Raw genomic sequence first — 22,731 nt, 5'->3', positions numbered from 1 at the left:
TTTTTCGTTTCCGCCTCTTTCACCCTTCCTCGGGGACGTCGATCATCACCATATCGGCGCCGATTTTGCGAATATATTTCCACGGCACGCGAATTTCCTGTCCGTCTTTGCGAAACCCGAACCATTTTCCCGTTGGGATGAGCAGCGCCTCGATCTGCCCCGTTTGCTCGTTGATTTCCAAATCGGTCTGCCCGAGCACCCCGAGCCGCTCGGCTCGGCTTACATCGACAATTTCTTTTCCGCTTAATTCGCTCAGCCTCATGCTGGTTTCCTCCTTTTTCGCTTCTTTACTTTATATGTAAGGAACAAAAACAGAAAAAATGACTGCCTCTTGTCAGCTTTGGGCGTATATCGCCCATTTTTTCCCGCAAGGATATTCACCTATATTTTCCTTCCAACATAAGATGGGAAAGGAAACGGAGCAGTTTGCCAGAAAAGAAGGTGAGCGTACAACATGATGCTGACAGGAATGCATATCGCCATCATCGGCGGCGATGCTAGGCAGCTTGAAGTCATCCGCAAACTCGTTGAACTCGACGCGAAGTTGTCGCTTGTCGGCTTCGACCAGCTCGCCCATCATTTCACCGGGGCGATGAAGCTGCCGATTGGCGAAGTCGATTTTGCCGATTTGGATGCGATCATTTTGCCGGTTCACGGCACGACGCTGGACGGAAACGTCAACAGCGTGTTTGCCCACGAACCGATTCCGTTTACAGAAGAGATGGTGCAAAAAACGGCGCGGCAATGCACGATTTATTCCGGCATCAGCAACGCGTATTTGGACGAATTGGTGAAAAAAACAGGGCGCAAGCACGTGCAGTTGTTTGAGCGCGACGATGTCGCCATTTACAACTCCATTCCGACCGCGGAAGGCACGGTGATGATGGTCATTCAGCATACGGATTTTACGATCCACGGCTCATGCGTTGCCGTTTTGGGGCTTGGACGCGTTGGCATGACCGTCGCCCGGACGTTCGCCGCGTTGGGGGCGAAAGTGAAAGTCGGGGCGCGCCGGTCGGAGCATCTCGCCCGCATTACAGAAATGGGGCTCGTGCCGTTTCACTTAAACGATTTGGAAAAAGAAGTGCGTGACATTGACGTCTGCATCAACACCGTGCCTCATCTCATCGTGACGGCGAGCGTCATCGCCAAAATGCCGCCCCATACGCTGATTATCGATTTGGCGTCAAAACCGGGCGGCACTGACTTCCGCTATGCCGAAAAACGGGGAGTGAAAGCCATTTTGGCGCCCGGGCTGCCGGGGATTGTCGCGCCGAAGACAGCTGGGCAAATCATCGCCAACGTCTTGGCGCAACTATTATATGCAGATTTACAAAAACGGGAGGAGAATCATGCATGAGCGGAAACAGCTTGAAAGGAAAACGGATCGGCTTTGGCCTCACCGGGTCGCATTGCACATATGATGCGGTGTTCCCGGAGATCGAGAAGCTTGTCAACGAAGGAGCGGAGGTGCTGCCGATCGTCACCTATACGGTGAAAACGACGAACACCCGCTTTGGCGAAGGGGAAGAATGGGTGAAAAAACTCGAACAACTGACCGGACATGAAGTGATCGATACGATCGTCAAAGCGGAGCCTCTCGGGCCGAAAATTCCGCTCGACTGCATGGTGATCGCTCCGCTCACCGGCAACTCGATGAGCAAGCTGGCCAATGCCATGACGGATTCCCCCGTGCTGATGGCGGCGAAAGCGACGATGCGCAACCACCGCCCGGTCGTGCTTGGCATTTCGACGAACGATGCGCTCGGCTTAAACGGCGTCAATCTAATGCGGCTTATGGCAGCAAAAAACATTTATTTCATCCCGTTCGGCCAAGACGCCCCGCAGGCGAAGCCGAACTCCATGGTCGCCTACATGCCGCTTTTGCGCGATACGATTCTTGCCGCGCTTGAAGGGAAGCAGCTGCAGCCGGTCATTATCGAGCGGTTCCGCTACAACTGAATCGAAAATCCATGTTCCGCATAAAAATGTTCTCTCGTCCACAGCGGAATGTGATAAAATAAAGACTATGAATTCACTTCTTAGAGTGACGATGTGGAAGGAGAATGGTGGATGGCTCAAAAACAATATCATGTCGCTGTCGTCGGAGCAACGGGGGCCGTCGGGCAGCAAATGGTGCGGACGCTTGAAGACCGGAACTTCCCGGTTGGAAAATTGACTTTGTTGTCATCGGAGCGGTCAGCCGGCAAAAAAATGCGCTTTCGCAGCGAGGAGATCGAAGTGCAGGCGGCATCGCCCGAGCGCTTTGACGGGGTCGACATCGCCTTGTTCAGCGCCGGCGGCGCCGTATCGAAAGCGCTGGCGCCGGAAGCGGTGCGGCGCGGGGCGATCGTGATCGACAATACGAGCGCGTTTCGGATGGAGGAAAACGTGCCGCTTGTCGTTCCGGAAGTGAACGAAAGCGACTTGACGTGGCATAACGGCATTATCGCCAATCCGAACTGCTCGACGATTCAAATGGTTGTGGCGTTGGAGCCGATTCGGAAGGCGTTTGGCCTAGAGCGCGTCATTGTCTCGACGTACCAAGCCGTCTCCGGGGCGGGAGCGCAGGCCATTGAAGAGCTCAACGAGCAGACGAAAGCGGTGCTCGAAGGGAAGCCGGTGGAGGCGAACATTTTGCCAGTGAAATCGGACCGAAAGCATTACCCAATTGCGTTCAACGCCATTCCGCAAATCGATAAGTTTCAAGACAATGGATTTACGTTTGAAGAGATGAAAATGATCAATGAAACAAAAAAAATTATGCATATGCCTGAGCTGAAAGTGGCGGCGACGTGCGTGCGCATTCCGGTGGCGAGCGGCCATTCGGAATCGGTGTACATCGAAATTGAACAAGACGGCGTCACCGCCTCTGACTTGCAGGCGGTGCTCCGCGAAGCGCCGGGCGTCGTGCTTCAAGATGATCCGAGCGAACAGTTGTATCCGATGCCGGCCCATTGCGTCGGTAAGTACGACGTGTTTGTCGGCCGCATCCGCCGCGATTTGGACAACCGCCGCGGCTTCCATCTATGGATTGTCGCTGACAACTTGCTAAAAGGTGCAGCCTCGAACTCGGTGCAAATCGCAGAAAGTTTGTTGAAGCTCGGGCTCATTTGAAAAAGCATCGAGGTGTTAGCATGAAACTCATTGTTCAAAAGTTCGGCGGCACGTCCGTCCGCGACGAGCGCGGGCGGAACTTGGCGCGCCGCCATATTGAACGGGCGTTGGAAGATGGCTATAAAGTCGTGGCCGTCGTATCGGCTATGGGACGTTGCGGCGATCCATATGCGACCGATACGCTGCTTAGTTTGATCGGCGGCGTTCATCACCATGTCACAAAACGAGAGCAAGATATGCTTATGGCGTGCGGAGAAATCATCTCAAGCGTTGTGTTCAGCAACTTGTTGAACGAACACGGCATCAAAGCGACGGCGTTCACCGGCGCCCAGGCAGGATTTTGCACGAACAGCGATCATACGAACGCGAAAATTCTCGAAATGCGCTGCGACCGCCTCCTTGAGGCGCTTCGGCAATACGACGTCGTCGTTGTCGCCGGCTTTCAAGGCATGGCGGAAAACGGCGACATAACAACGCTCGGCCGCGGCGGGAGCGACACGTCGGCGGCAGCGCTCGGCGCGGCGTTAAACGCGGAGTGGGTTGATATTTTCACCGATGTCGACGGCGTCATGACCGCCGACCCGCGCATCGTTGAGAGCGCCCGGCCGCTTGACGTCGTTACGTATACGGAAATTTGCAACATGGCGTACCAAGGGGCGAAAGTGATCCATCCGCGCGCGGTGGAGATCGCCATGCAGGCGAAAGTGCCGCTGCGCATTCGCTCGACGTACTCCGATGCCCCCGGGACGCTCGTCACTTCATCGGTGCGCGGCCGAAAAGGAAGCGATGTGAAAGAGCGGCTTGTCACCGGCATTACGTACGTCGCCGACGTCACACAAATCAAAGTGCTGGCGAAAGAAGGCCACTATGAGCTGCAGTCTGACGTGTTTCAAGCGATGGCCCATGAAGGGATCAGCGTGGACTTTATCAACATTTCCCCGTACGGTGTTGTGTACACCGTGAGCGGCGACATGACGGAAAAAGCGGTGGCCGCCCTGCGCCGCATCGGCTACGAACCGGCCGTGACGCCCCGATGCGCCAAAGTGTCGGTCGTCGGCGCCGGCATTGCCGGCGTACCGGGGGTGACGGCGAAAATCGTCACTGCCTTGTCGGAGCAAGGCATTCAAATTTTGCAGTCCGCCGACAGCCATACGACGATTTGGGTGCTAGTGAAGCAAGACGATATGGAAAAGGCGGTCAACGCTCTGCATGACGCCTTCTGTTTATCCGAGGCGGATGCGGGCGAAGATGAAGCGATTTGGAGCGAGGAGTGAAAACCGTGGTTCAGTTCGGGAACATCATAACGGCGATGGTTACGCCATTTGACCGAAAAGGGAATCTCGACTTGGCAAAAACAACGGAGCTTGTCAACTATTTGCTTGACAATGGCACAGATGCGCTCGTTGTCGCCGGCACGACCGGCGAGTCGCCGACGTTGACGACCGAGGAAAAAATCGCGCTTTTTCGCCATGTCGTCTCCGTCGTCAACGGCCGGGCGCCGGTCATTGCTGGAACGGGCACGAACGATACGCGCGCGTCGATCGAGCTGACGAAAAAGGCGGAAGAGGCGGGCGTCGATGCTGTCATGCTTGTGGCGCCGTATTACAACAAGCCGAACCAAGAAGGGCTGTATCAACATTTCAAAGCGATTGCCGAAAGCACATCGCTGCCGGTGATGCTGTATAACGTTCCAGGGCGCACGTCGGTGAGTCTTGCTCCGGAGACGGTCATCCGGCTGTCCGAAGTTCCGAACATTGTCGCTGTCAAGGAAGCGGGCGGCAATTTGGACGCCATGGCGGAAATCATTGAGCGTACGCCGGACGACTTTTTGCTCTACAGCGGCGACGACAGCTTGACGCTTCCAGTGCTAGCGATCGGCGGCAATGGCGTCGTCTCGGTCGCTTCGCACATCATTGGCAATGAAATGCAGGAAATGATTCGTTCCTTTTTAGCGGGCGATCATCAGAAGGCGGCGGCGCTGCATCGAAAATGGCTGCCGCTCATGAAAGGCTTGTTTGCCGCCCCAAGCCCGGTGCCGGTGAAAACGGCGCTGCAGCTGCGCGGGCTGGACGTTGGTTCGGTGCGCCTTCCGCTTGTGCCGCTCACCGAACAAGAGCGGAAGGAGCTAAGCCGCCTGCTCGATGCGCTGTCGTAACGAAACGATTCCCCAACGCTTTGCTTGCGCGTTGGGGCCTTTTTTTGCCTTGGCTGTGAAATCCATTGGCTGGTGAATGAACCATCTTGTGTTTTTCAGCATCGATTCGTTATAATAAAAGCAAGTGACTTTGAGCGGGTTAGCATCACAATTGGGAGGACGCAGCCTTGAAATCGAAAATAAAGCCGGTAGAGAAAATACGCATTTTTGCCCTTGGGGGAGTCGGAGAAATCGGCAAAAACATGTATGTTGTCGAATTGGACGAGGACATTTTTGTCATCGACGCCGGGGTGATGTTTCCGGAAGACGAAATGCTCGGCATCGACAAAGTGATCCCGGACATCACATATTTGATTGAACGGCAGCATCGCATTCAGGCAATTTTTCTCACCCACGGGCACGAGGAGCATATGGGGGCGATCGCCTACGTGCTCAAGCAGCTGTCTGTGCCGGTATACGGAACGAAGCTGACGCTCGGGTTGGCGGAGGCGCTGTTAAAAGAACAAGGGGTGTCGGGCGCGAAGCTCAATGAAGTTCATCCGGATGCGGAGCTCGTGTTTGACAAGGCGAAAGTGACGTTTTTCCGCACGATCCACAGCATCCCCGATTCGATCGGCATCAGTCTGCATACATCGCAAGGTGCGATCGTGTACACGAGCGATTTTAAATTTGACCAAACCCCGTACGGCAACAACCGCACCGACTTAGGGAAAATGGCGCAAATCGGCGAAGAAGGGGTGCTGTGTCTTTTGTCGGACAGCACAAACGCCGAACGCCCCGGCTACAGCGGCTCCGATACGGTAGTCGCCTATGAGATCGCTGACGTGATCGGCCATGCGAAAGGACGCGTGTTTGTTGCCTGCTACGCTTCCAACATCACCCGCATCCAGCAAGTGCTGTACGCCGCCCACCAATCCGGGCGTAAAGTGGCAGTCATCGGCAAAACGCTGCATAAAGTAATGGACATCGCCGTGCGCCTTGGCTATTTGCATGTTCCAGACAAGGTGACGATTTCTGCGCACGATATCGATCGCTACAATGACCGCGAGCTCGTCATTTTGACAACCGGCGGGCATGGCGAGCCGATGAGCGCGCTTTGGCGCATGGCGCGTCAAGCGAACAAACAAGTGAACATCAAAGAAGGGGATACCGTCATCGTCGCCGCATCCGTCATGCCGGGCTATGAGCTTGGGTTCGCGAAAACGATTGACGCCTTGTATCGGGCCGGCGCCAACGTGATTTACCGCGACCGGCAAGTGCACGTATCTGGGCACGGTTGCCAAGAAGAATTAAAGTTGATGCTCAATTTAATGAAGCCAAAATACTTTATTCCGGTGCATGGGGAATATCGGATGCAAAAAGCGCACGCCCGGTTGGCGAAGGCGGTCGGCATCTCGGAGGAGCGGACGTTTTTAATCGACAAAGGTGAAGTGATCGAGTTCCGCGGCGGTGCCGCCCGCCCCGGCGGCAAAGTGCCGTACGGCAATATTTTAATTGATGGCCTCGGCATTGGCGATGTCGGCAACATTGTGTTGCGTGACCGCCGCTTATTGTCCCAGGACGGCATTTTGATCGCCGTCGTCACGCTGAATAAAGAAGCGAAAACGATCGCCGCCGGCCCGGAAATCATTTCGCGGGGGTTCGTCTACATGCGCGAGTCTGAGACACTGCTTGAGGAAGCAGAGAAAATGGTGGCGGCAATCATCGAGCGCTGCCTTGAATCGTACATGCTTGAATGGTCGTCGTTGAAAGCGAACATCCGTGAAGCGTTAAGTCAGTTTTTATTTGAAAAAACGAAGCGCAGACCAATGATTTTGCCTATTATTATGGAAGTATAATGCAATCATGCTCAAAGTCAACTGGAAAATGCCGGGAACGGTCAGCCGTTGCCGGCATTTTTCTTTTTTCTTTCGGCCATACTAAGCGTATGATCGACAAGAAAGGAGACGAGAAATGGATGGAGAAGGAACGTTATTTTCAAGCGGAAACCGAGGGCGAACAGCCGGAAACAAAGGCCGAGGAAGCGACTGCGGCCATCACCCAGCTTGGGCAGACGAACGTCCCGCAAATGGATCCCGATACGAACATTCATTGTTTGACGATTGTCGGACAGATTGAAGGGCATATTCAGCTGCCTCCGCAAAATAAGGCGACGAAATACGAGCACGTCATTCCACAGATTGTGGCCATCGAGCAAAACCCGAAAATTGAGGGGCTGCTCGTCATTTTAAATACGGTCGGCGGCGATGTGGAAGCAGGGCTCGCCATTGCCGAAATGCTCGCCTCGCTCTCGAAACCGACTGTTTCCGTTGTGCTTGGCGGCGGCCATTCGATCGGCGTGCCGATCGCTGTGTCGTGCAACTATTCGTTCATCACCGAGACGGCGACGATGACGATTCATCCGATCCGTTTGACGGGGCTTGTCATCGGCGTGCCGCAGACGTTTGAGTACTTGGATAAAATGCAGGAGCGCGTCGTCCGCTTCGTGACGAAACATTCGAAGATCAGCGAGGAAAAGTTTAAAGAGCTCATGTTTTCCAAAGGCAATTTGACGCGCGACATCGGCACGAACGTCGTTGGGCCTGACGCCGTCCGGTACGGGCTCATCGATGAAGTCGGGGGCGTGTCCCAAGCGATGGCGAAGCTGCGCGAGCTGATCGCGATGAGGAAAAACGGGGAAGGGAAGATGGTCCAATGATTTTGTATACGATCATGCCCGAACATTTGATTTTTCCGGTCGATGCCGCTGTTTATGAGAAGCGGAAAATGGTGTATTACGATGGCATTCCGTTTCTCGTCCAATCTGTAGAAACGGGAGAATATGAAATCGTGCAAAACTTAAGCACGAATCCGTTCCATTTTTTAAACGCCAAATATGCGCCTGGGGCGAGATTTCCGGCTTCTGCGGCAACATCGTAATGAATTGTTCAGCCGTTCATGATATAATAGTAAACAAACGGAAAAAAGCAGCCATTGTTGGCTGCTTTTTTCCGGCTTGCCAATTCATTCATGCTGGAGTGAACGATCATGGCGAAACGAAAGCGAAGAAGAAAAGGGAAGCCGTCAAAAACACAGCCATGGACGGAAACAATCCGCTTTGAATTGATCGGACTTGGCTTGCTCGCGGTCGCTGTCGTTGCGATGGCCCGCCTCGGGCTTGTCGGGGAGACGCTCGTGCTTGTGGGTCGCTTTTTTTTCGGCGAATGGTACATGCTATTAGTAGGCGGACTTTTCCTATTATCGCTCATCGTCATGTGGCGGCGGGAGTGGCCGTCATGGACGGGCCGCCCGTTTGTCGGCGCTTCGTCCATCGCCGCGGCGCTTCTGCTTTTGAGCCATGACAAGCTGTTTGAACTCATGTCGCGGCGCGGCGAGCTTGATCCGAGCATCATTCGGACGACGTGGGGGCTGTTTTGGAACGAAGCAAGCGGCAAGGCGGCCGATGTGGATTTAGGGGGCGGAATGGTCGGCGCCCTGTTATTTGCCGCCAGCTACCAGCTGTTCGATTCGCCCGGGACGAAATGGATTTGTTTCCTTCTGTTCATCGTCGGCTTTGTCGTGCTGACCGGGAAATCGCTGCGCGAGACGGCCGGCAAATGGGTTGCTTTTGCCGCAGCGTTTGTGCGAAAAGAATGGTTGGCGTTTGTCGAAGATATAAAGCAATGGCGGGCGGGGAGGAAGCGCAAGGAAAGCGGCGGCCGAAGCCGACGCTCGCGGCGGGCGGCCGCAAAGCGGGAAGACGAGCCGGCTGAAGCAAGCAGCGTCGAGCCGGATGAGGAACTGCTTTCCCCGCCGCCGATCATTTCCGATTTTGCCGCGGTCCGGTCGGCCGCTGAGCCGGAAGAAGAGAAGAATCCACTGGTGGAAGGCGACAGTGGGGGGGAGGAGGACAAACCGGCGCCGCCGCTTGCGTTTTCCGAGCATGAAAACACCAATTACGACCTGCCGCCGCTTGATTTGCTTCGCCTGCCGAAGCCGGCCGGGCAATCGGCCGATCATGCGAACATTTACGCCAACGCGCGAAAACTGGAGAAAACGTTCCAAAGCTTCGGCGTCAAGGCGAAAGTGACGCAAGTGCACCTCGGTCCGGCGGTGACGAAATATGAAGTGTATCCGGACGTCGGGGTGAAAGTGAGCAAAATTGTCAGTTTAAGCGACGATTTGGCGCTCGCTTTGGCGGCGAAAGACATCCGCATTGAAGCACCGATCCCCGGCAAGTCCGCGATCGGCATCGAAGTGCCAAATGAAGAGATCGCCACTGTTTCGCTGCGCGAAGTGCTGGAAGCCATTGAGCATACACGGGACAAGGCGAAGCTTTTGATTCCGCTTGGGCGCGACATCTCCGGTGAAGTCGTCGCTGCGGAACTAAACAAAATGCCGCATTTGTTGATCGCCGGCGCGACCGGCAGCGGCAAAAGCGTCTGCATCAACGGCATTATCGTCAGCCTGCTCATGCGCACGAAGCCGCATGAGGTGAAGCTGATGATGATCGATCCGAAAATGGTGGAGTTAAGTGTGTACAACGGTGTTCCTCATTTGTTGACACCGGTCGTCACCGACGCGAAAAAAGCGGCCCAGGCGCTGAAAAAAGTCGTCCAAGAAATGGAGCGGCGCTACGAGCTGTTCTCGCATACCGGCACGCGCAACATTGAAGGATATAACGAGCATATCCGCCACCATAACGAAACGGCGTCGGAACAGCAGCCGCTTTTGCCATACATCGTCGTGATCATCGACGAATTGGCCGACTTGATGATGGTGGCTTCCTCGGATGTGGAAGAGGCGATCACCCGTTTGGCGCAAATGGCGCGCGCCGCTGGCATCCATTTGATCATCGCCACCCAGCGCCCGTCGGTGGACGTCATCACCGGCGTCATCAAAGCGAACATTCCGTCGCGCATCGCCTTCAGTGTATCATCGCAAATCGACTCGCGCACCATTTTGGATATGGGCGGGGCGGAAAAACTGCTCGGCCGCGGCGATATGCTGTTTTTGCCGATGGGGGCCTCAAAACCAGTGCGCGTCCAAGGGGCGTTTGTCTCCGACCAAGAGGTGGAAGAAGTCGTTCGGTTTGTCATCGGACAGCAGCAGGCGCAATATTATGAGGAGATGTTCGTCGAAGACAGCGAACCCTCTTCCTCAGCCCTTGAAGACGAGTTGTACGATGAGGCGGTCCGTCTTGTCGTTGAAATGCAAAGCGCCTCCGTCTCGATGCTGCAACGCCGCTTCCGCATCGGTTACAATCGCGCCGCTCGGCTCATTGATGCCATGGAGGAACGCGGCGTCGTCGGCCCGTATGAAGGAAGCAAGCCGCGCGCCGTTCTTTGGTCGAAGGAAGATTTAAAAAAGACATCATAAATGGGAAAAAGGGCGGGCGAAAAAAGCCTGCCCGCTCAATCATACATCTTATTGGAAGCGTTGCCAATCCTATTTCTTTTTCTTCGACAAAATTTGATATCACCTATTTATTTGCCCAGTAAAAAATGATATAGTAATCTCAAAAAGGTTATATGTCTAATGTCAGAGGTCTGATCTCAACGGAAATGCGTAACACGGAGGACGTTGTCATGTCAATCAAATCAGACAGCCGCCACCTTTACTTGCAAGTGATTGATCGCATCAAGCGCGATATTGAAACGGGAGTGTACAAAGAAAAGCAAAAACTGCCGTCCGAGTTTGAACTCGCCAAACAGCTTGGCGTCAGCCGGGCGACATTGAGGGAAGCGCTGCGGGTGCTGGAAGAAGAAAACATTATCATCCGCCGCCACGGCGTCGGAACGTTTGTCAACGCCCGTCCGCTGTTTACGTCCGGCATCGAGCAGCTCTCAAGCGTCACGGATATGATTCGTCAAGCGGGGCGCAAGCCAGGAACGATTTTTTTGTCTTCCTCCATCCAACAGCCGACGGAAGACGATATGCGCCGCTTCCAATGCCGGCCGGACGAGAATTTGTTGCTCATCGAGCGGGTGCGCACCGCCGATGGGGAGCCGGTCGTTTATTGCTTGGATAAAATTTTATGCAAATATTTGCCAAAGGGCATCTCCTATGAACAGGAGTCGCTGTTTGAAAACTTGCACAACCAAACGCATCGTGATATCGCCTATGCGGTCGCGCGCATCGTGCCGCTCGGCTATCATGAAAAAGTGTCGCCGATTTTGCAATGCGACCCGGAAACGGCGCTGCTTGTGCTCAAGCAAATGCATTTCGATAAAAACGATGAGCCGATTTTTTATTCCGTCAACTACTTCCGCTCCGACAAGTTCAGCTTCCATGTCATGCGGAAGCGGTTCAGCTTTTAAGGGGGGTGAAAATGGGTACATAGAAAGAGAGCGGAAGCTTTATACTAACTAATTAAAGAACAAATTTTCAAGCCAGGGGGTAGTGAATGTGAAAAAGCGAATCGGATTGGTGTTGTCCGTCCTGTTTGCCGCCGGCACGCTGCTTAGCGCCTGCGGACAAGCCGGCAACAATGCGGGAGGCGGCAATCAGAAAGATACGTTCAGTGTCGCCATGGTCACCGATGTCGGCGGCATTGACGACAAATCGTTCAACCAGTCGGCTTGGGAAGGGCTGCAAAAGTTCGGCAAAGACAACGGGCTTGAAAAAGGCCGCGGCGGTTACGACTACTTGCAGTCATCGAGCGACGCTGACTATGCCACGAACTTAAACAAGCTTGTGCGCAGCGACTTTGACTTGATTTTCGGCATCGGGTATTTGATGGGCGACGCGGTGAAAGAAGTCGCTAAGCAAAACCCGAAAAAACATTTCGCCATCGTCGACACTGTTGTTGACGAGCCAAATGTCGCCAGCATCACGTTCAAGGAGCATGAAGGCTCGTTCCTTGTCGGTGTTGTCGCCGGGCTAATGACGAAAACGAATAAAATCGGCTTTGTCGGTGGGATGGAGATTCCGTTGATCGAAAAATTCGAAAGCGGATTCCGCGCCGGCGTGAAAGCGGTCAATCCGAAGGCGACTGTGGAAGTGCAATACGCCGGGGCGTTCGACCAAGCGGATAAAGGGAAAGCGATCGCCTCGAGCATGTACGCATCTGGCATCGACATCATCTACCATGCAGCGGGCGCGACTGGGAACGGCGTCTTCTCGGAAGCGAAAGATTTGAAGAAGAAAGATCCGAACCGCGAAATTTGGGTCATCGGTGTTGACAAAGACCAAGCGCCGGAGGGAGAAGTGAAAGTCGGCGGCAAAACGTACAACGTAACGCTCACTTCGATGGTGAAACGCGTCGATGTCGCTGTCTATGACACGGCGAAACGGGCGAAAGAGGGCGACTTCCCGGGCGGCAAAACGATTGAGTACGGGTTGCCGGAAAATGGGGTTGGCATTGCCCCGACGCAAGACAACATTCCGGAGAACGTGTTAAAAACAGTTGACGAATGGAAGCAAAAAATCATCAAAGGCGAAGTGAAAGTTCCGACAAACCGGAAAGAGTACGAGCAATTCGCTGCGACGATCAAGTGACGAACAAAGGCCAAGAAGGCTAGTGCGCGCCGCTAGCCTTCTTCAAAATCATGAAATGAAGGGCGGCTGTTTCGCTGTCGCCTTTCATTTTGTGATTTTGACCTTGCTTGAGTAAGGAGTGAATCGCTTGGAATACGTGATTGAAATGCTCAATATCCGCAAGGTGTTTGGCACGTTTGTCGCCAATGACAACATTACGCTGCAAGTGAAAAAGGGGGAGATACACGCTCTGCTTGGCGAAAACGGGGCCGGCAAATCGACGCTCATGAACGTGCTGTTCGGTTTATACCAGCCGGACGGCGGCGAAATCCGCGTGAAAGGAAAGCCGGTGCGCATCACCGACCCAAACGTCGCCAATGATCTTGGCATCGGCATGGTGCATCAGCACTTTATGCTCGTCGATACGTTCACCGTGACGGAAAACATCATCTTAGGCAGCGAGCCGACGCGGGCCGGAACGATCGATATGAAGCGGGCGGAGCGGGAAGTGCGCGAATTGTCGGAACGATATGGACTCGCGGTCGATCCGACAGCGAAGATCGCCGACATTTCCGTCGGCATGCAGCAGCGCGTGGAAATTTTAAAGACGCTTTACCGCGGCGCCGATATTTTGATTTTTGACGAACCGACAGCGGTGTTGACGCCGCAGGAAATTCGCGAGCTCATGCAAATTATGCGCACGCTCGTCCGCGAAGGAAAATCCATCATTTTAATTACGCACAAACTCAAAGAAATTATGGAAGTGTGCGACCGCGTCACCGTCATCCGCCGCGGCAAAGGAATTGCGACGCTCAATGTGGCGGAGACGAATCCGAACGAACTGGCGGCGCTCATGGTCGGCCGCGAGGTGCAGTTTACGACCGCTAAGAAACCGGCTGAGCCGGGAAAACCGGTGTTGGAAATTAAAGACTTAGTCGTCAAGGACGCGCGCGGGATCAAAGCGGTCAACGGTTTGAACTTGACGGTGCACGCCGGCGAGATCGTCGGCATTGCTGGAGTCGACGGCAACGGCCAGACCGAGCTCATTGAAGCCATAACCGGCTTGATCAAAGCTGAATCAGGGACAATCCGCCTCAACGGCCGAGACATTACGAATTTGCCGCCGCGTAAAATCATCGAAGCCGGCGTCGGCCATATTCCGCAAGATCGGCATAAGCACGGGCTTGTCCTTGACTTTCCGATCGGCGAAAACATGGTGCTGCAAACGTACTATCAGCCGCCGTACTCGAAACGGGGTCTGTTGAATTTTCAAGCCATTTACGAAAAAGCGCGCCAGCTCATCCGCGAATTTGACGTGCGCACGCCGGATGAATATACGAAGGCGCGGGCGCTATCGGGCGGAAACCAGCAAAAAGCGATCATCGGCCGTGAAGTCGACCGCGACCCGGACTTGTTGATCGCCGCCCAGCCGACGAGGGGGCTTGATGTTGGAGCGATCGAATTTATTCATAAGCGGCTCATTGAACAGCGAGACCGCGGGAAAGCGGTGCTGCTCGTCTCGTTTGAGCTTGACGAAGTGATGAACGTCAGCGACCGGATCGCTGTCATTTATGAAGGAAACATCGTCGCCATCGTTGATCCGAAAGAAACAACCGAACAGGAGCTCGGGCTGTTGATGGCTGGAAGCAAACGGAAGGAAGCAGGTGTGTCGTGATGAAGTCGAATCGTCTCCAGCAATTTTTGATACCATTGTTGGCCGTTCTTCTTGGCATGATCGCCGGTTCGATCGTGATGCTTGCAAGCGGCTACAACCCGATCGCCGGCTTTGGCGCTCTCGTGTACGGGGCGTTTGGCGATACGTACTATATCGGCGAAACGATCCGCCAGACGACGCCATACATTTTAACGGGCTTGGCGGTGGCGTTTGCCTTTCGCACCGGCTTGTTTAACATCGGGGTTGAAGGGCAGCTGATCGTCGGCTGGCTCGCTGCCGTCTGGGTCGGGGTGTCCTTTGATTTGCCCAAAATCATCCATTTGCCGCTTGCCTTGTTGGCCGCCGCGTTGGCCGGGGCGCTATGGGGCTTGATTCCGGGTGTGCTGAAGGCGTATTTAAAAGTGCACGAAGTCATTATTACGATCATGATGAACTATATTGCTTTGCATGTAACGAACGCCATCATCCGTTCCGTTTTGTCTGATGAGGGATTTAAATCAAAGCCGGTGAAAGAAAGCGCATCGCTTCACTCCGACTTTTTTGATGCCATTACGCATCATTCCACCATGCATTACGGCATTTTCATCGCTGTCGCCGCCGCATTTGTCATGTGGTTTTTGCTTGAGCGGACGACGAAAGGGTTTGAGCTGCGGGCGGTCGGTTTCAATCAGCATGCGTCACAGTACGCGGGCATGAATGTGCGCGCCAACATCATTTTAGCGATGGTCATCTCCGGCGCTTTTGCCGGCGTCGCCGGGGCGATGGAGGGGCTTGGCACATTTGGAAACATCTCGACGAAAGCCGGCTTTACCGGCCTTGGATTTGATGGCATCGCGGTTGCCTTGATCGGAGGAAACAACGCGTTTGGCATTTTGCTCTCCGCCTTGTTGTTTGGCGCCTTAAAAGTCGGGGCGTTGGAAATGCCGTCAAGCGCCGGCGTGCCGACCGAACTCGTCGATATTATTATCGCGCTCATCATTTTCTTTGTTGCATCCAGCTACATGATCCGCTGGCTGTTATCTCGTTGGCAAAAGGGGGCGGAGTAAGTGAGCGTGTATGACGTCTTGCAAACGATTGTCCCGACGACGATTTTCTTTGCGGCTCCTCTCATTTTCACCGCCCTTGGCGGCGTGTTTAGCGAACGGTCCGGCGTCGTCAACATCGGGCTTGAAGGATTGATGACCATCGGCGCGTTTGTCGGCATCGTCTTTAATTTGACGTTTGCCGATCGGTTTGGCGAATGGACGCCGTGGCTTGCCTTATTGGCTGCCATGGTGGTCGGCGCTGTATTTTCCCTGCTGCACGCTGTCGCGTCGGTCACATTTCGCGCCGACCAAGTCGTAAGCGGGGTGGCGATCAACTTTTTGGCGCTTGGTCTGTCGCTGTTTTTAGTGAAGAAAATGTACGGCAAGGGGCAGACGGACCAAATTCAAGTTGGGTTTGACAAAATTGACGTGCCAGTGTTAAGCGACATTCCCGTCATCGGGCCGCTGTTGTTTTCTAACGCGTACGCGCCGTCATATATCGCCATTGCGCTGGCGTTTGTATCATGGTATGTCATTTACAAAACGCCGTTTGGCCTGCGGCTGCGTGCGGTCGGCGAACATCCGATGGCGGCGGATACGATGGGGATTCATGTCGCCAAAATGCGCTACATCGCTGTCATGATCAGCGGCGCGCTCGGCGGCTTGGGCGGTGCGGTATACGCGACGATCATTTCCCGCGATTTCAGCCATGCGACGATTTCCGGGCACGGATTTATGGCGCTTGCGGCGATGATTTTCGGCAAGTGGCATCCGATCGGCGCGATGGGGGCGGCGCTCTTTTTCGGGTTGGCGCAAAGCTTAAGCATCGTCGGGCAAACGATTCCGTTCTTGAAAAACGTCCCGACCGTTTACTTGCTCATCGCCCCGTATGCACTCACGATTTTGGCGCTGGCGGGCTTCATCGGCCGCGCTGAGGCGCCGAAAGCGGCTGGCACGCCATACATCAAAGGAAAACGGTAATGAAAGCGGCTGTCCGAAAAACGGACGGCCGTTTTTTGCTGAATGGAATGATTTGCATTTTTCTATTGGCAAAAGGTATATTGTTGATAAGACGCTTTACAATAAATTAAAGATAGTGCATATCTGCAAAGAGAAAAAGTAAGGAGGAGTTGGATTGGTCGACGAAAAAGTCACAGCGGTCGGACCGGTTCGCGTCCATACGATTTCGACCGATAAGTACAAAACGAACACGATCGTTTGGAAAATGAAGGCCCCTCTTGCTAAAGAAACGGTCACGCTGCGCGCGCTTTTGCCATACGTCTTGCAAAGCGGCACGGCCGACTATCCGAGCGTTAAGGCGCTGCGCACCTATTTGGATGAACTGTATGGGGCGACGCTGAACGTCGATTTAACGAAAAAAGGCGAACATCATATCATGACGATTCGCATCGATGTCGCCAATGAACGATTTTTGCCGGAGCAAACGCCGTTGCTTTCGAAAGCGCTTCAGCTCTTGGCCGATCTTCTGTTCCGCCCGGCTCTTGATGGCGGGCGGTTTGTCACCGACATTGTCGAGCAGGAAAAGCGGGCGCTCCGTCAACGCATTCAGGCGGTGTATGATGACAAAATGCGCTATGCGAACATGCGCCTTGTAGAAGAAATGTGCAAAGGCGAACCGTACGCCCTCTCGCCAAACGGCGAGCTTGAAGACGTGGACGGCATCACGGCGGAAGGGCTGTATCGCTATTATGAACGAGCGCTGGCCGAGGATGAGCTGGATCTATATGTCATTGGCGACGTGGCTGAAGAGGCGGTGCTCACAGCGGTGAAGCAGCGCTTCTCTTTGCCGGATCGTCCAAAGCGGGAGCGCGCATCGTCGGTTTCTGTCAAGCCGCAAGGGGAAGTTCGCGAAGTCATCGAGCGGCAAGACGTGAAGCAAGGAAAGCTCAACATCGGCTATCGGACAAATGTGACGTATGAGGATGACGATTATTACGCCTTGCAGCTGTTTAACGGCATTTTTGGCGGTTTTTCCCATTCGAAGCTGTTCATCAACGTCCGCGAGAAGGCAAGCCTTGCCTATTATGCCGCCTCAAGGCTTGAGAGCCATAAAGGGCTGCTTATGGTCATGTCCGGCATTGAACCGGCCAACTATGAGAAGGCGCGCCGCATCATCGATGAGCAAATGCAGGCGATGAAAAACGGCGATTTCACAGATGAAGAAATGGCGCAGACGAAAGCGGTCATCCGCAACCAGCTGCTTGAGACGCTCGATACGCCGCGCGGGCTTGTGGAGGTGTTGTACCATAACGTCGTCTCAACGCGAAAGCGCCCGATCGATGAATGGATTGCCGGCACCGATCAAGTGACGCGCGAGGATGTGGTGCGCGCCGCTGACAAGGTGGAGCTTGATACGGTGTACTTTTTGACCGGAATGGAGGCGACGGAAGATGGAAAAACGGGTGTATGAGACGTTGCACGAAGAGCTGTTTTATGAAAAAATGGACAACGGCCTTGACGTATACATTTTGCCGAAAAAAGGATTCAACAAAACGTATGCGACATTCACCACGAACTACGGTTCGGTCGACAACCAGTTCGTCCCGCTCGGTAAAACGGAGATGAAGCGCGTTCCGGACGGCATCGCCCATTTTTTGGAGCATAAGCTGTTTGAAAAAGAAGACGGCGACGTGTTTCAGCAGTTCAGCAAACAAGGCGCCTCGGCGAACGCCTTTACGACGTTCACCCGCACCGCCTATTTGTTCTCAAGCACCGACAACGTCGAGAAAAACTTGGAAACGTTGATCGATTTTGTGCAAAGCCCGTACTTTTCCGACAAGACAGTGGAAAAAGAAAAAGGGATCATCGGCCAGGAAATCCGGATGTACGACGACAACCCAGACTGGCGCGTCTATTTCGGCGCCATCGAAAGCATGTATCACAACCATCCGGTCAAAATCGACATCGCCGGCACAGTTGAATCGATCGCCCAAATTACGAAAGAGTTGCTGTATGAGTGCTACGAAACGTTTTACCACCCGAGCAACATGCTTTTGTTTGTCGTCGGCCCGGTCGATGAACAAAAAATCATGCAGCAAATCCGCGACAACCAGGCGAAAAAGTCGTTCCCGCAAGCCCCGGAAGTGAAGCGGTTTGCGTATGAAGAACCGAGCGCAGTAGCGGAAAAGAAAAAAGTGATTCCGATGCATGTGCAGACGAACAAATGCTTTGTCGGCATCAAAGCGCCGTCCGTTCCTGAAGCCGGCGAACAAAAACTTCGGCATGAGCTTGCCTTCCACGTCGCATTGGACTATTTGTTTGGAAAAAGCTCGCCGCATTATGAACGGCTGTACCGCGAAGGATTGATCGATGATACATTTATGTACGATTATACAGAAGAGCGCGGGTTCGGCTTCGCGTTGATCGGCGGCGATACAAGGGACGCTGAACGGCTCGCTTCGGAAATTCAAACGGTGCTGCTGTCGTTTGCCGCGGAGACTATAAAAAAGGAAGAATTTGAACGGGTGAAAAAGAAAAAAATCGGCGCCTTTTTGCGCGCGCTCAACTCGCCGGAATACATCGCCAACCAGTTTACGCGCTACGCGTTTTACGGATCCAACTTGTTTGACATTTTGCCGGCGCTTTCATCCCTTGCCATGGACGATATCGCGGCGGTTGCCTCTTCTTGCTTCCGCGATTCGCAAATCGCGGTTTGCGAAGTCGTTCCAAAAGGGCAATAAGGCATCCTTCCTGAGAAGGATGCTTTTTTGCGGCAAAAAGGAGAGGATGGTTTCATGCGCTACGCCTTGATCACGGGAGCCTCTGGAGGCATCGGACAAAGCATCGCCCGTGTGCTCGCTCGGGAGGGATACGGACTTTTTCTTCATTACTATCGGCGACGGGCGCCTGTTGAAGCGCTGAAAGAAGAGCTTAACGATGTGCATATTGTGCCGATTGAGGCCGATTTGTCGGCACTGGATGGGGTGGAAAAGCTCGTTTCGCAAATCGATCGCCCGGTTGATGCCATCGTTTACAACAGCGGTGCAAGCTATTACGGGTTGTTGACCGACATGAACGATGAATTAATCGAGCGGATGGTGCGGCTTCACATGACAAGCCCGGCGTTGCTCATCAAAAGGCTGACCCCATCAATGGTGGCGAGAAAGCGCGGTCATATTGTGTTCATTTCCTCGATTTGGGGATTGTGCGGCGCTTCATGCGAGGCGGTGTACTCGATGACAAAGGGAGGGCAGAACGCGTTTGCCAAGGCGCTGGCCAAGGAGCTTGCCCCAAGCGGCATTCGCGTCAACGCTGTTGCACCGGGGGCGATTGATACCGATATGCTGCGGGTGTTTCGTCCTGAGGAGCTGGAAGCGCTCACTGACGAAATTCCAGCCGGCCGGCTCGGCACCCCGGATGAGGTGGCGGAAACGGTGGCGTTTTTGCTGTCTGATGCCGCTTCGTATATCACCGGCCAAGTCATTTCCGTCAACGGCGGCTGGTATTGTTGAACGTATATTTTCCGGTTCGGCAGGCAAACTATCCTTGAAACATTCAACAAGGAGGGATTGACATGTCGGTACTGGATAACTTTGAACAATGGAAAGACTTTTTGGCGGAACGTTTAGAACAAGCGCAACAGCAAGGATTGACTCAGCAAGTGATCACAGATGTCGCTTACCAAATCGGGGATTATTTGGCGAAACACGTCGACCCGAAAAACCCAGAAGAACGGGTGCTCGCTGATCTTTGGAGCGTTGCGGATGAAAAAGAGCAGCACGCCCTTGCCAACATGATGGTCAAGCTGGTCCAACAAAAATAATCACCCGGTAAAAGAGAGGGGCCTCCCTCTCTTTTTTCTTCCTCCTTTTCGGTTGCTTTTCCATTTATAATTATAGTAGTATGAACTTAGCATAAGGCGTTCGTGCGGACACCGGCAAGGGAGGAGACGGGATGGGCAAGCAGGAATGGTATTTGGAATATGAAATTCATGTCAACCGCCCGGGGTTGCTCGGCGACGTTGCTTCGCTGCTCGGTATGTTGTCCATTAACATCGTGACGATCAACGGTGTCCGGGATTCGCGCCGCGGCATGTTGCTTTTGTGCGACAATAACGAGCAAATTGAACGGTTGGCGACGATCTTGCGGACGATGGACAACATTACGGTGACGAAGCTGCGCCAGCCGAAGCTGCTCGACCGCCTCGCCGTCCGCCACGGCCGTTATATCCAGCGCGATGCCGATGACAAAAAAACGTTCCGCTTCGTCCGTGATGAACTTGGACTGCTTGTCGATTTTATGGCGGAACTTTTTAAAGAAAAAGGGCATAAGCTCATCGGCATCCGCGGGATGCCGCGCGTCGGCAAGACAGAGTCGATCGTCGCCGCCAGCGTGTGCGCCAACAAACGATGGCTGTTTGTTTCATCGACGCTGATTAAACAGACGGTTCGCACGCAGTTGATGGAAGATGAGTATAGCGAGGACAACATTTTCATTATCGACGGCATCGTCTCAACGCGCCGCGGGAACGAGCAGCACTGGCAGCTCATCCGTGAGCTCATGCGCCTTGAGGCGACGAAAGTCGTCGAGCATCCGGACATGTTTGTTCGCCATACGGAATACACGCTCGATGATTTTGATTATATTATTGAGCTGCGCCATGAACCGGACGAAGATATTTCCTACGAAGCGATTGACCGCCCGTCATTGTTGGGCGATGACGGATTTTCCGAATTTGGGTTTTAATTTAAAAAAGTGGAAGGTGTTGGCCGTTGACGGAACTAGGAAAACGTTTGCGGGAAGCACGGGAAGAAAAAAATATGAGTTTGGACGAGTTGCAGGAGATGACGAAAATTCAAAAGCGGTATTTGATCGGCATCGAAGAAGGCAACTATGCCATCATGCCTGGAAATTTTTATGTGCGTGCCTTCATCCGGCAATATGCTGAAGCGGTCGGACTTGATCCGGATGAGCTGTTTGAACAGTATAAACAGGACATTCCCCAGTCTTATCAAGATGACATTCCGCAGACGCTGTCGCGCGTGAAGACGCGCCAGCAACTGTCTGCCGAGGGGGCGAAATGGCTCGATTGGCTGCCGAAAGTGATTGTCGCGGCGGTCGTCATCGGGGCGGCTGTCCTCGTTTGGGTGCTGCTCCAGCACGGCGCCGCAAATGAGCCGCCGACAAAGACAAGCCCAAAAACAGCGGAGGTCGAAAAGCCGAAACATTCGCCGCTTGAGCAGGCGAAACAAAAGCAGTCGGCGAAGGAAACGGACGAGAAGGCAACGAATGAAAACGGACAGCAAAATGAACAGCCAGCGCCGACTGGCGAAGAAGAACAGCCGGCTGCGGCGATGAATGTGACGGAAAAGCGCGGCAACACGGCGACGATTGAAGTCGCCAGCTCCGGCGCGTTTTCCATCGAGCTTTCATCCAAAGGAACGTCATGGGTCGAAGTATACAATACGAAAGGCCATACGTTTTACCGCGGCAACTTGACAAGCGGGCAGACGAAAACGTTCGATCTGTCGGCCGAAAGCGAAGTATGGGTGAAAATCGGGCGTACGCTGGACGTCGACATGAAGGTAAACGGCCAGCCGTTTGCCTATCCGTTTGCCCCGAAAGAGGAAGTATACCAAAAGCTGCATTTCGTGTTGAAGAAATGATGGAACAGGGCGCTTTTCCGCAGGAAGGCGCCTGCTTTTCGCACGGACTGAACTATGTTGAATGAGCGGAGGTATTTGTGGTGAACTTGCCGAATAAAATTACGGTAGCGCGCATTATGCTCATCCCGTTTTTCTTGATCGTGATGCTCGTTCCGTTCGGGTGGGGAAGCATCCAAATCGGCGGGACAGAGCTTCCGGTTGCCCATCTTGCCGGCGCGCTCATTTTCATCATCGCCTCAGCGACGGACTGGATCGATGGCTACTATGCCCGCAAATACGGGTTGGTGACGAATTTAGGAAAATTTTTAGATCCGCTTGCCGATAAATTGCTTGTGTCGGCGGCGCTTATCGTGCTTGTCGAGCTCGGGGCCGTTCCGGCGTGGATGGTGATTGTCATCATCAGCCGCGAGTTTGCCGTCACCGGCTTGCGGCTCGTGCTTGCCGGCGAGGGGGAAGTCGTCGCTGCCAACATGCTTGGCAAAATCAAGACATGGACGCAAATTGTCGCCATTTCCGCTTTATTGTTACATAACTTCCCATTCTCGCTCATTTCGTTTCCGTTCGCTGAATTGGCGCTGTGGGTGGCGGTCATTTTCACGATTTGGTCTGGCTGGGATTATTTTGCGAAAAACAGACATGCGTTTTCCCATTCGAAATAGCCGGCCACAAAGGGGG

At 53.8% G+C, this 22,731-nt stretch carries 22 protein-coding genes; 21 read left to right on the top strand and 1 reads right to left on the bottom strand.

Annotated elements, in window-relative coordinates:
* Window positions 1–19 precede the first annotated feature (19 nt).
* The gene (locus ACVBDQ_RS00625; protein WP_011230772.1) at window positions 20–262 is read right to left on the bottom strand and encodes a YlmC/YmxH family sporulation protein; all 243 of its coding nucleotides are present in this window, start codon (window positions 260–262) and stop codon (window positions 20–22) included.
* A gap of 192 nt (window positions 263–454) precedes the next feature.
* Here ACVBDQ_RS00625 and dpaA point away from each other — a divergent pair, with 192 nt between their 5' ends.
* The 21 genes from dpaA to pgsA all read left to right on the top strand — a co-directional run bounded on the left by dpaA (window position 455) and on the right by pgsA (window position 22,715).
* Complete coding sequence (gene dpaA / locus ACVBDQ_RS00620) at window positions 455–1,360, top strand: dipicolinic acid synthetase subunit A (RefSeq protein WP_013145722.1); 906 nt, start codon at window positions 455–457, stop codon at window positions 1,358–1,360.
* Window positions 1,357–1,962: a dipicolinate synthase subunit B gene (locus ACVBDQ_RS00615; RefSeq protein WP_011230774.1), complete on the top strand. Its 606-nt coding sequence runs from the start codon at window positions 1,357–1,359 to the stop codon at window positions 1,960–1,962. Before dpaA ends, ACVBDQ_RS00615 begins: the two co-directional genes overlap by 4 nt.
* Before the next feature lie 111 nt (window positions 1,963–2,073).
* Window positions 2,074–3,117, top strand: a complete 1,044-nt coding sequence (asd, locus tag ACVBDQ_RS00610; RefSeq protein ID WP_014195482.1) for an aspartate-semialdehyde dehydrogenase — start codon at window positions 2,074–2,076, stop codon at window positions 3,115–3,117.
* A gap of 20 nt (window positions 3,118–3,137) precedes the next feature.
* Window positions 3,138–4,391 (top strand): aspartate kinase, encoded by a 1,254-nt coding sequence (dapG, locus tag ACVBDQ_RS00605; RefSeq protein WP_011230776.1) that lies wholly within the window; start codon window positions 3,138–3,140, stop codon window positions 4,389–4,391.
* 5 nt (window positions 4,392–4,396) lie between these two features.
* On the top strand, window positions 4,397–5,272 hold the full coding sequence (gene dapA, locus ACVBDQ_RS00600; RefSeq protein WP_011230777.1) for a 4-hydroxy-tetrahydrodipicolinate synthase: 876 nt from the start codon (window positions 4,397–4,399) through the stop codon (window positions 5,270–5,272).
* A gap of 167 nt (window positions 5,273–5,439) precedes the next feature.
* Window positions 5,440–7,110: a ribonuclease J gene (locus ACVBDQ_RS00595; protein ID WP_011230778.1), complete on the top strand. Its 1,671-nt coding sequence runs from the start codon at window positions 5,440–5,442 to the stop codon at window positions 7,108–7,110.
* Window positions 7,111–7,229: 119 nt separating this feature from the next.
* Window positions 7,230–7,970, top strand: a complete 741-nt coding sequence (locus ACVBDQ_RS00590) for a ClpP family protease (protein ID WP_011230779.1) — start codon at window positions 7,230–7,232, stop codon at window positions 7,968–7,970.
* Window positions 7,967–8,191 (top strand): YlzJ-like family protein, encoded by a 225-nt coding sequence (locus ACVBDQ_RS00585; protein ID WP_011230780.1) that lies wholly within the window; start codon window positions 7,967–7,969, stop codon window positions 8,189–8,191. Before ACVBDQ_RS00590 ends, ACVBDQ_RS00585 begins: the two co-directional genes overlap by 4 nt.
* Before the next feature lie 108 nt (window positions 8,192–8,299).
* Window positions 8,300–10,630 (top strand): FtsK/SpoIIIE family DNA translocase, encoded by a 2,331-nt coding sequence (locus ACVBDQ_RS00580; RefSeq protein WP_011230781.1) that lies wholly within the window; start codon window positions 8,300–8,302, stop codon window positions 10,628–10,630.
* A gap of 209 nt (window positions 10,631–10,839) precedes the next feature.
* Window positions 10,840–11,571 (top strand): GntR family transcriptional regulator, encoded by a 732-nt coding sequence (locus ACVBDQ_RS00575; RefSeq protein ID WP_011230782.1) that lies wholly within the window; start codon window positions 10,840–10,842, stop codon window positions 11,569–11,571.
* An 88-nt stretch (window positions 11,572–11,659) separates the two neighbouring features.
* Window positions 11,660–12,751, top strand: a complete 1,092-nt coding sequence (locus ACVBDQ_RS00570; RefSeq protein WP_014195487.1) for a BMP family lipoprotein — start codon at window positions 11,660–11,662, stop codon at window positions 12,749–12,751.
* Between the two features lie 127 nt (window positions 12,752–12,878).
* Entirely contained in the window at window positions 12,879–14,405 is a 1,527-nt protein-coding gene (locus ACVBDQ_RS00565; RefSeq protein WP_011230784.1) for an ABC transporter ATP-binding protein, read from the top strand.
* On the top strand, window positions 14,405–15,451 hold the full coding sequence (locus ACVBDQ_RS00560; protein WP_013145711.1) for an ABC transporter permease: 1,047 nt from the start codon (window positions 14,405–14,407) through the stop codon (window positions 15,449–15,451). Before ACVBDQ_RS00565 ends, ACVBDQ_RS00560 begins: the two co-directional genes overlap by 1 nt.
* Window positions 15,452–16,411: an ABC transporter permease gene (locus ACVBDQ_RS00555; RefSeq protein WP_011230786.1), complete on the top strand. Its 960-nt coding sequence runs from the start codon at window positions 15,452–15,454 to the stop codon at window positions 16,409–16,411.
* A 154-nt stretch (window positions 16,412–16,565) separates the two neighbouring features.
* Window positions 16,566–17,861, top strand: a complete 1,296-nt coding sequence (gene yfmF, locus ACVBDQ_RS00550) for an EF-P 5-aminopentanol modification-associated protein YfmF (protein ID WP_044736890.1) — start codon at window positions 16,566–16,568, stop codon at window positions 17,859–17,861.
* Window positions 17,842–19,131 (top strand): EF-P 5-aminopentanol modification-associated protein YfmH, encoded by a 1,290-nt coding sequence (yfmH, locus tag ACVBDQ_RS00545; RefSeq protein WP_011230788.1) that lies wholly within the window; start codon window positions 17,842–17,844, stop codon window positions 19,129–19,131. Before yfmF ends, yfmH begins: the two co-directional genes overlap by 20 nt.
* A 54-nt stretch (window positions 19,132–19,185) precedes the next feature.
* Entirely contained in the window at window positions 19,186–19,902 is a 717-nt protein-coding gene (gene ymfI, locus ACVBDQ_RS00540) for an elongation factor P 5-aminopentanone reductase (protein ID WP_021322287.1), read from the top strand.
* A 62-nt stretch (window positions 19,903–19,964) separates the two neighbouring features.
* Window positions 19,965–20,213, top strand: a complete 249-nt coding sequence (locus ACVBDQ_RS00535; protein ID WP_011230790.1) for a DUF3243 domain-containing protein — start codon at window positions 19,965–19,967, stop codon at window positions 20,211–20,213.
* 131 nt (window positions 20,214–20,344) lie between these two features.
* Window positions 20,345–21,136 carry a DUF3388 domain-containing protein gene (locus ACVBDQ_RS00530; protein WP_011230791.1) on the top strand — a complete coding sequence of 264 codons (792 nt, stop codon included), beginning with the start codon at window positions 20,345–20,347 and terminating at the stop codon, window positions 21,134–21,136.
* A 26-nt stretch (window positions 21,137–21,162) separates the two neighbouring features.
* Window positions 21,163–22,056, top strand: coding sequence for a helix-turn-helix domain-containing protein (locus tag ACVBDQ_RS00525; protein WP_011230792.1), 894 nt, complete (start codon window positions 21,163–21,165; stop codon window positions 22,054–22,056).
* A gap of 80 nt (window positions 22,057–22,136) precedes the next feature.
* On the top strand, window positions 22,137–22,715 hold the full coding sequence (pgsA, locus tag ACVBDQ_RS00520; protein ID WP_011230793.1) for a CDP-diacylglycerol--glycerol-3-phosphate 3-phosphatidyltransferase: 579 nt from the start codon (window positions 22,137–22,139) through the stop codon (window positions 22,713–22,715).
* Window positions 22,716–22,731 lie beyond the last annotated feature (16 nt).

The sequence above is a fragment of the Geobacillus sp. CCR genome (assembly GCF_052906625.1).
Note: the sequence above shows the minus strand (reverse complement) of the source record. Positions and strands in the feature narration are given on the sequence as shown.